The sequence below is a fragment of the Porphyromonas levii DSM 23370 genome (assembly GCF_000379925.1).
Lineage (GTDB): Bacteria > Bacteroidota > Bacteroidia > Bacteroidales > Porphyromonadaceae > Porphyromonas_A > Porphyromonas_A levii.
In genome coordinates this window covers 1-14,809 of sequence record NZ_KB904275.1, presented here as the reverse complement: position 1 = coordinate 14,809, position 14,809 = coordinate 1, and the positions used below count along the sequence as shown (strand labels likewise).

At 42.2% G+C, this 14,809-nt stretch carries 14 protein-coding genes and 2 pseudogenes; 13 read left to right on the top strand and 3 right to left on the bottom strand.

Annotation, left to right across the window (positions count from 1 at the left end; genetic code table 11):
- From A3GG_RS13145 to A3GG_RS0108215, 9 genes are all read left to right on the top strand, one after another.
- Positions 1–145: transposase (locus A3GG_RS13145; RefSeq protein ID WP_156808717.1), on the top strand; the 145-nt coding region annotated here is incomplete at its 5' end.
- A gap of 16 nt (positions 146–161) precedes the next feature.
- Positions 162–1,391 (top strand): site-specific integrase, encoded by a 1,230-nt coding sequence (locus A3GG_RS0108250; protein ID WP_026215725.1) that lies wholly within the window; start codon positions 162–164, stop codon positions 1,389–1,391.
- A gap of 51 nt (positions 1,392–1,442) precedes the next feature.
- Entirely contained in the window at positions 1,443–2,645 is a 1,203-nt protein-coding gene (locus tag A3GG_RS0108245; RefSeq protein ID WP_018358823.1) for a site-specific integrase, read from the top strand.
- Between the two features lie 6 nt (positions 2,646–2,651).
- Positions 2,652–3,011 carry a hypothetical protein gene (locus tag A3GG_RS0108240; RefSeq protein ID WP_018358822.1) on the top strand — a complete coding sequence of 120 codons (360 nt, stop codon included), beginning with the start codon at positions 2,652–2,654 and terminating at the stop codon, positions 3,009–3,011.
- 110 nt (positions 3,012–3,121) lie between these two features.
- A complete protein-coding gene (locus A3GG_RS0108235) occupies positions 3,122–3,922 on the top strand; it encodes a type IV toxin-antitoxin system AbiEi family antitoxin domain-containing protein (protein ID WP_018358821.1) in 801 nt (266 codons plus the stop codon).
- On the top strand, positions 3,919–4,710 hold the full coding sequence (locus tag A3GG_RS0108230; protein ID WP_018358820.1) for a nucleotidyl transferase AbiEii/AbiGii toxin family protein: 792 nt from the start codon (positions 3,919–3,921) through the stop codon (positions 4,708–4,710). Before A3GG_RS0108235 ends, A3GG_RS0108230 begins: the two co-directional genes overlap by 4 nt.
- Before the next feature lie 3 nt (positions 4,711–4,713).
- The gene (locus A3GG_RS0108225; protein WP_018358819.1) at positions 4,714–5,562 is read left to right on the top strand and encodes an AraC family transcriptional regulator; all 849 of its coding nucleotides are present in this window, start codon (positions 4,714–4,716) and stop codon (positions 5,560–5,562) included.
- A gap of 96 nt (positions 5,563–5,658) precedes the next feature.
- Positions 5,659–7,017 (top strand): MATE family efflux transporter, encoded by a 1,359-nt coding sequence (locus A3GG_RS0108220; protein ID WP_018358818.1) that lies wholly within the window; start codon positions 5,659–5,661, stop codon positions 7,015–7,017.
- 285 nt (positions 7,018–7,302) lie between these two features.
- On the top strand, positions 7,303–7,629 hold the full coding sequence (locus A3GG_RS0108215; protein WP_033408679.1) for an RteC domain-containing protein: 327 nt from the start codon (positions 7,303–7,305) through the stop codon (positions 7,627–7,629).
- A gap of 87 nt (positions 7,630–7,716) precedes the next feature.
- Here the strand turns inward: A3GG_RS0108215 and mobA are convergent, their stop codons facing one another.
- Both mobA and A3GG_RS0108205 read right to left on the bottom strand, forming a co-directional pair.
- A complete protein-coding gene (gene mobA, locus A3GG_RS0108210; protein WP_345908493.1) occupies positions 7,717–8,133 on the bottom strand; it encodes a conjugal transfer protein MobA in 417 nt (138 codons plus the stop codon).
- Positions 8,134–8,489: 356 nt separating this feature from the next.
- Entirely contained in the window at positions 8,490–8,828 is a 339-nt protein-coding gene (locus A3GG_RS0108205) for a hypothetical protein (protein ID WP_018358815.1), read from the bottom strand.
- Positions 8,829–8,891: 63 nt separating this feature from the next.
- Here A3GG_RS0108205 and A3GG_RS0108200 point away from each other — a divergent pair, with 63 nt between their 5' ends.
- The 4 genes and pseudogenes from A3GG_RS0108200 to A3GG_RS12165 all read left to right on the top strand — a co-directional run.
- On the top strand, positions 8,892–9,320 hold the full coding sequence (locus A3GG_RS0108200) for a DUF3408 domain-containing protein (RefSeq protein WP_018358814.1): 429 nt from the start codon (positions 8,892–8,894) through the stop codon (positions 9,318–9,320).
- Positions 9,321–10,128: 808 nt separating this feature from the next.
- A complete protein-coding gene (locus tag A3GG_RS0108190; RefSeq protein ID WP_018358813.1) occupies positions 10,129–12,312 on the top strand; it encodes an ATP-dependent endonuclease in 2,184 nt (727 codons plus the stop codon).
- A 3-nt stretch (positions 12,313–12,315) separates the two neighbouring features.
- A complete protein-coding gene (locus tag A3GG_RS0108185) occupies positions 12,316–14,157 on the top strand; it encodes a UvrD-helicase domain-containing protein (RefSeq protein WP_018358812.1) in 1,842 nt (613 codons plus the stop codon).
- Positions 14,158–14,272: 115 nt separating this feature from the next.
- A pseudogene (locus tag A3GG_RS12165) lies at positions 14,273–14,554 on the top strand (transposase); the annotation flags it as partial.
- A gap of 68 nt (positions 14,555–14,622) precedes the next feature.
- Here the strand turns inward: A3GG_RS12165 and A3GG_RS13740 are convergent.
- A pseudogene (locus A3GG_RS13740) lies at positions 14,623–14,809 on the bottom strand (transposase); the annotation flags it as partial.

The window sequence follows — 14,809 nt, the reverse complement described above, 5'->3', positions numbered from 1 at the left end:
ACGGCTATCAACCGCCAAAGTGGAGGGAATAAACAATAAGATTAAAGTGATGAAGAGAAATGCTTACGGATATAGAGATGATGAATATTTCAAACTAAGGCTTTTTGCTCTACATGACTGCCGTATCACACGAAATGTCGGATGAACCAAAATTAAAGCGTATGAGAATAGAAAAATTCAAGGTGTTGCTCTACCTCAAAAAGAGCAGACCCGACAAGTCGGACAAAGCCCCCATTATGGGGCGTATTACCGTCAATCGTTCGATGGTACAGTTCAGTTGCAAAATCTCCTGCACACCCGATTTATGGAATCCTCGTGAGAGTCGATTGAACGGTAAGAGCAATGAAGCCGTAGAGGTCAATACCAAATTGGACAAGCTGCTGCTCTCCATCCACGCGGCATTCGACACTTTGGTGGAACGCAAGGTGGATTTTGATGCGGAAGCTGTCAAGAATCTGTTTCAGGGAAGCCTCGAAACACAGATGACCCTGTTGGGAATGACGGACATCGTCTGTGAGGAATTGAGAAAGCGTATCGGGATAGACCGTGCAAAGGGAACCTACCCTGCCTATCTCTATACCCGAAGAACCTTGGCAGAGTTCATCGAAAAGGAGTTTCGCACTAAAGACATCGCTTTCGGTCAGATGACGGAGCAGTTCATTCATGACTATCAGAGCTTCATCTTGGACGAGAAAGGACTTGCCATAGATACCTGCCGGCACTATCTGGCTATCGTCAAGAAGGTATGCCGTAAAGCCTACAAGGACGGACACGCCGACAGATGCTTTTTCGCACACTTCAGCCTTCCCAAACAAAAGGAGAAGACACCGAAAGCCCTGATCCGGGAGTCTTTTGAGAAAATCCGTGACTTGGAAATCCCTGAACACCGAACCTCCCATATCTTGGCAAGAGACCTCTTCCTTTTCGCCTGCTATACGGGAACTGCCTACGCCGACTCCGTTTCCATTACAAGGGATAACCTGTTCACGGATGACGATGGCGGTCTGTGGCTCAAATACCGCCGCAAGAAAAACGAGCTTCGTGCCTGTGTCAAGCTGCTGCCCGAAGCCCTTGTCCTGATAGAGAAGTACAGGGATGATGAGCGTCCGACACTCTTTCCGATGCTGTACCACCCCAACCTTCGCCGTCTGATGAAAAGCCTTGCGGTTCTTGCCGACATCAAGGAAGACCTGACCTACCATGCCGGCAGGCATTCCTTCGCTTCGTTGATTACGCTGGAAGCAGGAGTACCCATAGAGACCATCTGCAAGATGCTGGGACATTCGAACCTGCAAACTACTCAGAGATATGCGAAGGTAACTCCCAAGAAACTCTTCGAGGATATGGACAAATATATCGAAGCGACAAAAGACCTCAAACTCGTATTATAAACACACAGACATATAGAAAACAGAGTGAAAGTCAAAAATAATGAAATAATTATGCGCAGCACATTCTCTTTACTACTCTATATCAATCGCAACAAGGTACGTGTGGATGGTACAACTTCCGTACTCTGCCGAATCTCCATCGACGGGAAAAGCACGACGATAACCACCGGTATCTCCTGCAATCCCAAACAGTGGGATGCTAAAAAGGCGGAGACATCGGACATGCGGACGAACAACCGCCTGAAAGAGTTCCGCAAGCATGTGGAACGGCTCTATGACGATATGCTCAAAGAGCAGGGTGTGGTCAGTGCCGAACTGCTGAAAAACAAAATTGCAGGTCATGTGATTGTTCCCACCCATCTGCTCAAAATGGGAGAAAGGGAGCGGGAACGCCTTGCAGTAAGAGCCAAGGAAATCGGTTCAAACTCCACATACAGAAGTTCAAGATACTATCAGAGCTATATCCGTGAGTTCTTGGACTCGAAAGGCAAGACGGACATTGCCTTTTCGGACATCACCGAGGAATTCGGACGGGAATACAAGGTTTACCTGAAGCGATACAAGAACTTCGGAGCATCTCAGACCAACCATTGCCTTTGCTGGCTGAACCGATTGGTTTACCTTGCCGTTGACCATGAAATCATTCGAGCCAATCCGTTGGAGGAAGTCGAGTATGAGAAAAAGCCTCCCTCCAAGCGGATGCACATCAGCAAAGCGGAGCTGAAACAGTTATTGGAACTCAAATTGCCAAAGAATGACCCTTTGAAAGAATTGGCTCGACGGACTTTTATCTTCTCCTGTTTTACGGGACTTGCCTATGTCGATACACAATTGCTTTATCCGCACCACATAGGAAAGACTGCCGAAGGAAGGAGTTATATACGGATTAACCGCAGGAAGACAAAGGTAGAGTCATTCATTCCCCTGCATCCGATAGCCGAGCAGATTATCAATCTGTACAACACGACCGATGACACACAACCCGTCTTTCCGCTGCCGAGCAGGGATATGATGTGGTTTGAGATACACGAACTGGGCGTCATCATCGGACGCAAGGAGAACCTGTCCTATCATCAAGCAAGGCATAGCTTCGGCTCGTTCTTGATTTCAGATGGGATTTGCACGGAGAGCATTGCCAAGATGATGGGACACGCCTCCATCACCAGCACGCAGACCTATGCGAAGATTTCGGAGAAGAAGATAGCGGAGGATATGGACAGGCTGATTGAAAGAAGAAAGAACAATGAATACTAAATAACTATGAAAAGAGAAATTATAACCATCGATGAGAAGGGAAAAGTACACATCCCGTCAGTTCCCGTTTGGATGTCGTCTTGTGAGATAGCCGACCTGCTCGGGGCATTCTCCGGCACGGTGAACGCACAAATCAGAGCGATATTCAGAGAAGGGCTTTTGATGGAGACGGAAGCGATGAGGACAATCCGCTTCGAACGGGGATTTATTGATTTGTACAGTATCGAAATGATAGCGATGCTGTCGTTTCGTATTGCCACGCCACAAGCAAAGAACTTGCGAAGGTGGATAATTGGCAGGCTTTCGGAGAAGAAAACAAATCCAATTTTATTTGTGTATTATTACAAGGATGTATGGTGTAGTTAAATGTAAAAGACAGTTGAAGTTATTTTCTTACTCAAATCTTTGGGCTTTTCTTTTGAATAGTCTATCTTTGCAAATAGTAATCATAATAGCTACTATTAAAGAATAAGGCAATGACAGAAAAAGGATTCTCTTACGGTGCTTTTATCAGGCAGGTCTTGTCGGTGGGGCGAATTTCGTTTTCCATTGAAGAGGTGATGCAACAAAGCGGATATGGCAGAAAAATCGCACAGGTATCCTTATCCCGTTTGGCAAGTAATGGAGAGATTGTACTTGTCAGACGAGGCTTTTATGTGATTATTACTCCGGAGTTTTCTCTGCAAAAAAACGTTCCGCCTCTTATGTATGTCGATGATTTGATGAAATACATAGGACGAGACTATTACATCTCGCTTCTATCGGCTGCCGCACTTCACGGGGCAGCCCATCAGCAACCGATGCGTTTTTTTGTTACTATAGGTATGCCTCCTGTTAGAAGCATTGAGAATGACAGGTTGCATATTGCTTTCAACATAAAGAAAGAGTGGAATAACTCTTGTATTACACAGATGAAGACTCGAACGGGATATGTGAATGTGTCCACTCCGGAAGCGACAATGCTCGACCTTGTGGAAAACCAACGCACTTTCGGATTGGCACGGGTTGTCGGTATTATTGACGAATTGTCTGAATGTATCAGCAAATCTTCTTTGCGTCATACTGCAATCTATTACCCTACGGCTATCATACAGCGTTTGGGCTACATCTTTGAGAGATTGCTGGGAAAAGCAGACCTGACAAAGGGCTTGTCTTCCATCCTTGCCAAGCGGACTGTATATCCCCAATATCTTTCCCTTTCGGCAGAGAAGCGTGGCACATTGGATGAAAAATGGAAAGTGATTGCAAACGATGAAATAGAAACAGACATATTATGATACCTCAACGATATATCCTTGAATGGAAATCCGTAGCCCCTTGGACAAACGAAGCACAAGTGGAACAAGATTTGGTTATCAGTCGTACACTGGTGGAAATGTTCTCCTCGCCACTCACCAGAGAGACCTTGGCGTTTCGTGGCGGCACGGCTCTGCACAAGCTCTACATACAACCACAGGTACGCTATTCGGAAGACATTGACTTGGTACAGATAAAGCCGGCTCCGATTAACCCGATATTGAAGGAAATACGTGAACGGCTCGTATTCTTGGGAACAAAACGGACAGTCAAGCAGCATATCCATAACAATACGGTCATTTATCGCTTTGAATCGGAGTTTCCTCCGGTCATCGACCTGCGGCTGAAAATAGAAATCAACACCCGTGAGCATTTCAGTGTGTTGGGACTGAAACAGATTCCTTTTCAGGTAACCAATTCATGGTTTACAGGAAAATGTGATTTAACTTGCTATGAGCTGGAAGAACTACTCGGAACAAAACTTCGGGCATTGTATCAACGCCGTAAGGGACGCGACCTCTTCGATCTCTATTGGGCGATGAAGAATAATGATACGAATGCAACAAAAATATTGGAGTGCTATCGTCAATATATGGCATTTGTAGTGGATCTGCCTCCCACACGCAAACAGTTCCTTGCCAATATGGAAACCAAGTTGAAAGACAATGAGTTTATCACCGATATGTACGCTATCATCCGTCCGGGAATATCCTATTGTATAGAGGAGGCTTGGGAGTTTATTCGGGAAATATTGATAGAAAACATTTAAGACATGTCCCGATTACCCATCCATAGAAGTTCACAACTCTCCGATTTAGGAGTATATCTGAAGACGGTCGTCTCCCAAACATCGGCATCTTCGGAAAGATATGCCTTTTCCCATACTGACGACTATTATTTCTTCGGCTTCATAGAGGATGGGCAATGCCGTCTGAATATTGATTTCGAGGAATACATTTTCGGGAAAGAAAGTCTGGCAATCATTCGTCCGGGACAGGTACATCGCATCATTGATGCTTACAATCTTTCTGCAAACTTCCTTACTATTGACTCGGTATTGGTAAACAAGGAGGAAAAACGGATATTGGAGCGATATGTTCGCCAAGAAATTCGATTATCTGATATATCTGAACTGAAACAGTTATTATCAATTCTTGCTCGCAGACTTAGTTGCACAGAAAATTCATTTTCAAAACCGATAGTTCAACGATTAACAACCGTAATAGTGGGGTTGGTTGTAATGGATATTGCAGGTGCGACAGAGGCTCAATCTAAACAGCAGGGCAATATAAGTAGATATAAGGAAATCGTATGGGAATTTCGGGATTTGCTGGAAAGTAATATCCGAAGCAACCGTTCATCATCGTTCTATGCCGGACGGCTGAACATTACCGTTGCCTACCTGAATGAGGCGGTAAATGCCGTTCTGGGGACAAGCGTGAGCCACCATATCCAAGACGAGATTATTTTGCAGGCTAAACGTCAATTAGTCTATACGAAAGCCTCCGTCAAGGAGATTGCGCATAGTCTGGGCTTTGGCGATTACTCCTACTTCACACGACTGTTTACCAAAGTCACAGGTGTTTCCCCCACGCTTTTCAGGAGAACTTACCACGAATAGTGCTATTATCACCGTTGTCCGTCTATTGCGACAGCCTGTATCCCACCGTACCTTTGCAGCGAACTTTATTCACTTGATAAGATACGGATTACAAGGATGAACAACGCCGCGAATATTCTGCAAGAAGGAAGTATGATGAAAGCCCTGACAAAGTTGGGGCTTCCTATTGTCATCGCAATGCTGGTGATGGCAATATACAATGTGGTAGATACGTTTTGGGTCGCACGTCTGGGAACTCTTCCCGTTGCCGCCGTATCGGTCGTTTTCCCTCTGTCGCTGTTGTTTCTCGGGATAGGATTGATGTTCGGTGTCGGAGGCGGAGTGTATATATCCCGCTTGTTGGGGGCGAAGCAGATTGTCAAGGCCGGTCAGGTCGCTTCCGTATCGGTGATTACTTCTGTGATATTGGCTGCTCTCATTGCCTTTGTGTGCAACGCGTTTCTGCCGGACATTCTACTTTTTATGGGAGCAAACGAGGGAATGATGCACTTGGCAGAAGCATACGGCAGACTCTTCATCGTCAGTTGTGTCATAGGGGCGTTGAATGTATCGATGTCCAATATCATTGTTTCACAAGGTGCATCGAAGACATCTGCGTCAGCAATGATTATCGGCTCTGTCGTCAATGTTGCATTAGACCCCTTGTTGATCTACACCTTCAATTGGGGCGTGGAAGGGGCGGCATGGGCAACCATTCTTTCAAGAATCATCACGACAGCCATTTACCTCCGTTTCCTTACGAAAGCGGAGGTAAAAGTATCGTTTGCCCTGTTCGCTCCCACGATAAGAATGTATGCGGACATCATCAAGATAGGCATCTCGATGCTCTTTCTGCAATTGCTCCAAACCCTTTCTATCAGTCTGTTGCAGAGAGCTGCCGTGAAATATGGTGCAGAGGCTGTCGCGGCTGTGGGTATCGTCTTGAAAATCGTTACATTGGGAACAAACGTGGTCTTCGGATTTGTCAAAGGACTGCAACCGATGGCAGGCTATAACTACGGAGCGGGCAATTTCCAACGATTAAAGGAAGCGGTGCGCTATTCCCTGATACTCACTACCTCGTTTTGTGTGCTTTGGAGCATACTCATAATGGGATTTACCTCTCCTGTCATCAGTTGTTTCGGCAAAGATGAAACAATGCAAAAAATTGCACGAACTGCCCTTAGAGCCAATACGCTAATGTTTTTCACTTTCGGCTTCCAGTTTGTGTATTCCACACTATATATGGCAATCGGAAGAGCAAGACAGAGCCTTTTGCTCAATATTGGACGACAAGGACTCTTCTTTATTCCTGTAATATTGCTGCTCCCATCATATTGGGGATTGAACGGAGTGCTTTATGCACAGCCAGTAGCCGACATCTTTGCAACTTTGATGACACTGTTCTTTGCCATTCAAATTCATAGGGAAATACGTCATAAATCACATCTCACAACAGAGAATCTACAATGTTGAACATAAAAGATATGATTATGCTAAGACTTACTCAAACGGAAGACTTTAAGACAATAATCTCTTTATGCTCTACAAAAGGACAAATACAAAAAGCGTCAGACAACTTTATTCTGAGGATTATTGCCCTATGTGATGCAGAAGGAGATTCAGTTTCATTGTTTCGTACCCTCCGTTACACACGCTTTTGCCTGCAACCCTTGCAAAAGGGGGATTCAATGGACGGAGAGGGGAAAAAATGTAAAGAAACTGCTCTTTGTCATTGACACGGAGCTGGAATTAGTGAAGATGCGAATGCAGGGACTTCTTCCTGCTTTGCCCGTCAAACCCGCCAAGAAACTCTGTTGGACAGGCAAAGCAACAGATTTAGTTGAACTCCTTTATGCTCTCGACACCTGCGACTGTATCAACAACGGAGAAATAGGTGTAGAGGAGTTGGCAGACACCCTTTCTGAAATCTTCGGTGTGGAAATTAAGAACTGCTACAACGTATATATGAACATGAAACGCCGCAAAGATGACAGCCGCACCTATTTCCTTGATGAACTCCGTGAGAAACTCAATAAGCGTATGGTGGAGAGCGACCTGAAAGGTGGCAAGTTCAAGAAACGGTAATTGCATTCAAAAGATTAATCAGGCTTCCCTCTCATTTCGGGAAGCTTGATTTTCTTTCATTGAGGAATAACAATACACAGTAAAAGGCTATTGCCGATGTTGCCATTTCTCCTGAAACTCACGAGTAAGTTGTACGATTTCCCCTCCGATAACCGCCAATTCGAGTGTCATTTTCTCCAACTTGGAGAGCATCGCAAAGGCTTTTTTCTCGGTGAAATTGCTCTTCAGAGCGACCACAGTCTGGTTATAATTCACCCCCACGCTGCGAAATTGTCCGTACAAAGTCGTCAGTTTCTGGTAATAATCGAGCAACGAACGATCTACTTTTATCACCCGAAAAGTCTCGTTAAAGACCCTTGCCTTGATGAAAGAGGCTTTATTTTGAAGCCCCGATTGCTCGAACAGCGTCAGGAAACGAGCAAACTCGGTGTCCGTAAATCGAACCATACAACAATGGCTGGCTCGTTCATTCTTGGGAGGTCGTCCCACATTTCTCTTTGTCATTACTTTGGATTTTAATGGTTTGTAATTCTCTCTTCTAGAAACAGAACGTGCCAATTCCATTGGAGAGCGTTTGCGATAAAACAGCCTGTCAAGACAACGAAAACTTCCATTCAAGAACGCCGACTTCGGAGGTGTTCCGCCCTCTGCCAAGAGCAAGGGTTTTGAGTTACCGAAATAATTTCGGGTAACGCAAGACATATCTTGCTATTTGCTCCGACGCAAATAAATTCGCCTCGAAAGGCGGTGCTTTATCTTCTCGAAATGTATGTTTTCAAAGCCATGAAATACCGACTTATCTCTTGCTGCAAAGTTACGACCTCTTGTCCCCAAAGTCATTAAGAGAGACGAAGCCACAACTATCCAAATCGAAGCCACAAGTACGCACTAAAGAAAATCACGCTGATTACAGCATCCCCAAGCCATATATTTGCACTGTCGAATATGTCGGTAATGGTATGTGTCTTCGATAATATCACGTTTCGATGAGCGATATGAGCGAGGGTGTATATCAAAGAGCATATCCTTGATTCTTTCACTCGAACGTGGGAATGTGCGAAAGCTGATACAATCGAACGATTGTATTGATGGACACTAATAAACATCTCCACAGAAAGGGTATGAACGAAAGGATGTAGCCCTGCTGGTACTATCCTATTATCGGGCATATCTTCGATAGCGGATGTATTCATCTTCATCGGTAAATATATCGGCAACGAAATGAAAGTGAATTGTATAATGACAATAAAAATCAAAAAAGTATGACAGAGAACCAGAACGGTAAGGTTGATCCCGTTGCCATCCGAGAACTTATTTCACAAGGTATTCCCATGAAAAGAAAAGAGAGTGAGATAAAACGCTCTCAATCTGAAGAGCAGAGTGTCGAATCGGAACGTCCAAATGACGAGCCAATGTCAAAGGATTTTTCAATACACCAAAGAAGAGAAAGGCGAAAGTCCGACAAGGGGGATTATGAGTCGCTTTTCATCTGTCGCAACACCTTGAAAAATCGCAAGACCATCTATATAGCCAAAGAGTTGCAAGACACATTGGCGGAGATAGTCATGTCTATGAGGAATAGAGATATGACCATCGGTATCTATGTGGAGAACATCATCCTGCACCATCTTGAAACCTACAAGGATGAAATCAACAGATTAGCGGAGATTAAGTTCAAGAAATTGTTATGAGCCATTTTGCAGTGGCTTTTTGTTACTTTTGAGCCGTATCAACTCACTGTCAAAAGTAACGAGGTGTTTTTCTTTGGGGTTTCTTTGCTCCATTCTTTGTCCGCCCGAAGTTTATGAAAGAAAAGGAGCGGTTGGAAAATCTGCCGACCGCTTTACTCCATCTGTTCTTCTTGAACGGTTATTTTTGATTTTATGCGGATTCCATAGGTGAGGGAGTTGAGTTTCAACTTTTTCTTTTTCCCTGCTTCTCGCATATCCGACATTTTTTTATGCGTTTTTCCGTCGGGTCGGTCGTTTTCGTTTCAGGGGCGTAAAAAGGTAGGGCTTAGGACAAACAAGGTTTTACGACGAGAATACTACCTGCAATGAAATGGAAGTGTGGAGATTGTCGTCTAAACGGCTTGCCGCAACGACCTTTTTTGTCCGTGAAAGCCCGGAACTACCTTTGCCGCTGACAACGAACAACCGATTCCGACATGATACACGGACATAAGTGGAGGATGTGCAGACAGAGAAGCGGGGCGAAAACAGAAAACGCAGTCTTCGGAGACTGTATTTTATCATAAGAATAGAATACACGGAAAACAAAAAGCATCCCCAACGGACGGCTTTATGAAAATAATTTGGAGAAAACTCGTTTTTCTCACGATATATCCTTATATTTGCAATAGGTTATTCGAGTTATGTAAGGCCTTGTATATCACTGTTGAAGATAGGTCGCTAAATCGTAACCTACAGCATTTCATAATTCATTAGGCTATTGAATGCCTATCATTTGAACCTAAATGATAGATTTTAGATAGAAAATATGAAGATACATTCAGTCCATATCAGAAATTTCCGCAAACTAAAGAATTGTCATATAGACTTCGGTGAGAAGGAAACTGTATTTATTGGCGCAAATAATAGTGGAAAGACTTCTGCTATAAGTGCTATTGTGTGGTTTTTGAAAAACAAAGAGAAGTTTACCCTGAAGGAGTTCACAGCTACCAATTGGGCATTGATTGATACCCTTGGTGACCAATGGTTGGCTAAAGATCTTGTAGATGAGGAATTGTTGAATCCACATAAATGGGATAGTATTGTTCCGTCAATGGATATTTGGATTGATGTTGCTGATGGAGAACAATACAGAGTCAATCACCTGATTCCATCTCTTAGCAAATGGGATGGCAAAAAAATTGGTGTCCGTGGACAATATGTTCCTAAGGATATAACTAAGTTATATTCAGACTACAAAGAATCCAAAGGGAAAGCGATTGCCCTACAAGCAACTGAAGAATGGAAGGAGGCATTTTCTCCAGATTTGTTTCCAAGGAATCTTTGCGATTTCTTAGGTAAAGGCTCAAATCTCAGAGACTACTTCGATGTAAAATACTATATCATTGATCCATCTATAGAGCCAGCTGAAGAGGATAAAGTTCAGTCTACTCCTGATAATGCTCTTGATAAGAATCCTCTGGATGAACTAATAAAGGTGGACGTCATTTTGGCTTCACGAGATTTCTCAGATCCAGAAGGACAATCGGATAACGAGATAGATACCTTGTCAAGACAATTCCAAAAGTATTATTCAAGTTTAAATCCAGAGGAAGAGGTTTTAGCGCCTTGTGATTTAGGGCTTGTTAGCGGAATTGCAAAAGCAAATGAAATATACAATACAAAACAGACCAAGGCCTTTGAAAATCCAGTTAAAGAACTGGGGAACATTAACTATCCAGGATTTCTAAACCCTGAGATTAAGATATGTAGTAAGATTCAAATAGAGGAGGCCATCAAGCACGATTCTGCTGTGCAATTTGCTATTCAAGGAATGTCCGAATTTGCCTTGCCTGAGAAATATAATGGACTAGGTTATCGAAACCTAATCTCCATTTATTTGAAGTTGATTGATTTCAGAGAAAAATGGTTAAAGACTTTAAGTGAGGACAAGAATATAGAACCGATTCACTTGGTGTTTGTGGAAGAGCCAGAAGCGCATCTTCATGCACAAGCACAGCAAGTGTTTGTAAAAAAGGCGTTCGAAGCTCTATGTAACAACAAAATTATCAGGGATAACTCATGGCTCAACACTCAGCTTGTACTGAGTACGCACTCTAATCATGTTATCAATGAACTTGATTTAAACTGTATGCGTTACTTCAGACGAGTATTGGATGCAGGTAATAATATTCCTGTTTCGAATGTTATTAATCTGTCAGGTACATTTGGCTCTGGTGACGAAACTAAGCAATTTGTGACAAGGTATATCCGTTTGACACATTGTGATATATTCTTTGCTGATGCTGTGATATTTGTTGAAGGGCCAGCAGAAAAAATCCTAGTTCCAAGTTTCCTTACCAAATTTGGACTTGATTCGTATTACATTTCTATTATTGAAGTAAATGGTCGTCATGCCCATAGTTTTTCTAGTCTGATAAACAAGTTAGGAATTCCTACTTTAATAGTTACAGACATTGATGCTTCTGAAACCATTGAAGAGGATGGAAAAGAAAAACAAAAACCAAAAATTACAGCCAAAGGGAAAGGCTATAAGACAGGAAATCCATCGATACAGTATTGGCTGCGAGGTAAGGAACTGATTGATGATCTTATTGCTCTTGATGGGAATGGTAAGACAATAGATAATGTTAGAATTGCCTTTCAGATCCCAGTAATGGTAAAGTGGACTAAAGAGAAGGACGAATATACCGAAATATGCCCCTATACATTTGAGGATGCTCTGATCTTTTCCAATCTGGAACTGTTCAGGCAAGATGGATTAAAGAAGATGGGTGCTATTACTACAATCGCTAATCTATTAAAGAAAAATAATTCTCCTCAGGATTTACAGGAATCAATTTTTAAGAAGCTAGAACGTAAAGGTGGTTTCCAAAAAGCAGATTTTGCAAACTCCCTATTGTATAAGGAGGATTTTTGTGAAATAAGTGCTCCTGCATACATCCAAGAAGGTTTGGAATGGTTGAAAAGATGTTTGGATTTAAAAGGATAAATTATGCCAAATAATAATATCGATTCACAGGTTGATGAGACTTTAGAAAAATGTATACTGGCAACACCCCGCAAAAGTTTCTTTCTCTTTGCTGGTGCTGGTTCAGGAAAGACATATTCTTTGGTTCTTCTTTTAAAGAAGATACGCGACAAGATTGGACAAGATTTGATGTTGCGAGGCAAAAATGTGGCTGTAATTACATATACGAATGCTGCTACCGATGAGATTATCAATCGATTAGATTACAGCCCGGTTTTTCATATATCCACTATTCATAGCTTTGTGTGGGATGTTATCAAGTATTATCAAAATGACATAAAGCAACTTTATTGCCAGTATCTTCGAGACGATATACGTATAATCGGTGAGAAGTTGGACTCTGCCAGAAATAAGACGACCAAAACATATCGTACTAATTTTGAAAAAATGAATTACCTGAAAGATCGGTTGGAACGAGCAGAGACTATAGAAAAGTTTGTGTACAATCCCAATGGAAGTAATCCTGAATATAACGCACTTAATCATGCGGATGTAATTAATATTTCTGCTCAAATGATTATGAATAGTTTGATGCTCCAGCGAATTATAGCACAGCGATATCCAATTTTTCTAATCGATGAGAGTCAAGACACAAAAAAAGAACTTGTGGATGCTTTCTTTAGTATTCAAAAGAATTTCGGAGAAACATTTACCCTCGGACTTCTTGGTGACCAAAAGCAGCGAATCTATACTGATGGGAAGAAGGATATGGTGAGTATTATTCCTATAGAGTGGGAACAGCCAGTCAAAAAGATGAACTATCGCAGTGCTAAACGAATTGTCAAGTTAGCAAATGCAATTGGTAAAGATATAGACTTTCATGCAGAACAGGTCTCACGGGAAGATGCTATTGAAGGATTTGCTCGACTGTTTGTTGTTCAACAAGGTAATGGAATAAATAAGGATGAGGTTGAACAGACAGTTATGAAGAAGATGTGTGAACTTGCTAAAGATGCAAAATGGGTTGAGGCAAATACAAATGTCAAAATACTAACTTTGGAACATATGATGGCTGCAAGGAGATTGGGATTTGAACAGTTTTTTGGACCATTGTCCAAAGTGACCAAGTATCAAATGACTTTTTTGCAGGGTACTGTATCAGAATTGGATTTCTTCACAAAAGAGATTTTGCCTATAGCAGATTCCATAAAGGAGGATGGTCGAATCGCTCTTGAAATATTAAAGTCGAATTCACCATTACTTAGCAAAAAAAATATTGAGAAATCATACGGACTCTACTTACGTTGCAGAGAAGAAACGGGTACAGTCGCTAAAAAAGTTAATGATGATCATTCAATCCGAGAGGTTGTTAAAGCCGTGCGAGACTCTCAACTACTGACTATTCCAGAGGTTATAAGACAAGCGTGTGAACTTACACCTGATGAAATTAATGATGAAATGGAGGAGGATTTGCAGGCATGGGTTAAGGTTATGGATTTACCAATCAGTATGGTTAGAAAATATGATGATTATGTGAATCAACGTACACGTTTTGATACACATCAAGGCGTGAAAGGCCTAGAGTTTGAAAGGGTTATGGTCATAATTGATGATTCTGAGGCAAAAGGCTTTATATTTAGTTATGATAAGTTATTTAGCGTGAAAGAACTAACTGAGACAGACATTAAGCACATTGAAGCAGGGGAAGAGTCATCGATTGACAGGACACTAAGGTTGTTTTATGTGACATGCACACGTGCAAAAGAATCGCTTGCAATAGTCATGTATACAAGTGAGCCCAATAAAGTTAGAAATCAAGCCATAAACAAAGGTTGGTTTGCTGAGCAAGAAATAGAATTACTTTAACAAAAAGAATAAAATATTTTTTGTCGGACAGTATCCAGAAATTTACAAATTGAGGATGTAATTTAAACTGTGTCAGTAAAGAAAAAACAATTAACTTTGCTAACACAGTTTTTTTATGAAAGAAGAATTTACTTTTGAAAGTATTAAGAACAAAGTCATTGAACAGCTAAAAGCTGGCAAGCCTTTGTTAGGTAAAGATGGTGCTTTTGCACCCTTATTGGAGAGTATCCTGAATGCAGCGCTGGAAGGTGAGATGGATGCCCATCTCACAGAAGCAGAGCGGCAGATGGGTAACCGCCGTAACGGAAAAATGCAGAAACAGGTCCAGACTCCCTTAGGCGAGGTAACTGTCTCTACTCCGCGTGACCGTAAATCCAGTTTTGATCCACAATTTATTAACCCAAGTTTGACCCCTGTCGGAGTGTAAGTGACTGTTATTAGTGTTGTTGTCTTTTTTTTGAAGAGTTACTGTGTACTACAAATTTTGATTTTTCTAAATGGGTGGGTTTTATAGTTTAGGGCTTGGTAGATTTTTCTGGCGTTTGGTGGTGGGTCGCTACAAATTCGGAGTACCACCTTTTCCCCTAGCATGTTGGTGGCTTCCGTCGTAACTGCTTTTTGGGTGGACATTATTCGGACGATCTCTTTCCAA

Bases quoted from the DNA above. Each gene is read 5' to 3' on its own strand.
- A3GG_RS0108235 (WP_018358821.1), top strand. From the start codon at position 3,122: ATGACAGAAAAAGGATTCTCTTACGGTGCTTTTATCAGGCAGGTCTTG.
- A3GG_RS0108190 (WP_018358813.1), top strand. From the start codon at position 10,129: ATGAAGATACATTCAGTCCATATCAGAAATTTCCGCAAACTAAAGAAT.
- A3GG_RS0108245 (WP_018358823.1), top strand. From the start codon at position 1,443: ATGCGCAGCACATTCTCTTTACTACTCTATATCAATCGCAACAAGGTA.
- mobA (WP_345908493.1), bottom strand. From the start codon at position 8,133: ATGACAAAGAGAAATGTGGGACGACCTCCCAAGAATGAACGAGCCAGC.
- A3GG_RS0108250 (WP_026215725.1), top strand. From the start codon at position 162: ATGAGAATAGAAAAATTCAAGGTGTTGCTCTACCTCAAAAAGAGCAGA.
- A3GG_RS0108230 (WP_018358820.1), top strand. From the start codon at position 3,919: ATGATACCTCAACGATATATCCTTGAATGGAAATCCGTAGCCCCTTGG.
- A3GG_RS0108185 (WP_018358812.1), top strand. From the start codon at position 12,316: ATGCCAAATAATAATATCGATTCACAGGTTGATGAGACTTTAGAAAAA.
- A3GG_RS0108240 (WP_018358822.1), top strand. From the start codon at position 2,652: ATGAAAAGAGAAATTATAACCATCGATGAGAAGGGAAAAGTACACATC.
- A3GG_RS0108205 (WP_018358815.1), bottom strand. From the start codon at position 8,828: ATGAAGATGAATACATCCGCTATCGAAGATATGCCCGATAATAGGATA.
- A3GG_RS0108200 (WP_018358814.1), top strand. From the start codon at position 8,892: ATGACAGAGAACCAGAACGGTAAGGTTGATCCCGTTGCCATCCGAGAA.
- A3GG_RS0108220 (WP_018358818.1), top strand. From the start codon at position 5,659: ATGAACAACGCCGCGAATATTCTGCAAGAAGGAAGTATGATGAAAGCC.
- A3GG_RS0108225 (WP_018358819.1), top strand. From the start codon at position 4,714: ATGTCCCGATTACCCATCCATAGAAGTTCACAACTCTCCGATTTAGGA.
- A3GG_RS0108215 (WP_033408679.1), top strand. From the start codon at position 7,303: ATGCGAATGCAGGGACTTCTTCCTGCTTTGCCCGTCAAACCCGCCAAG.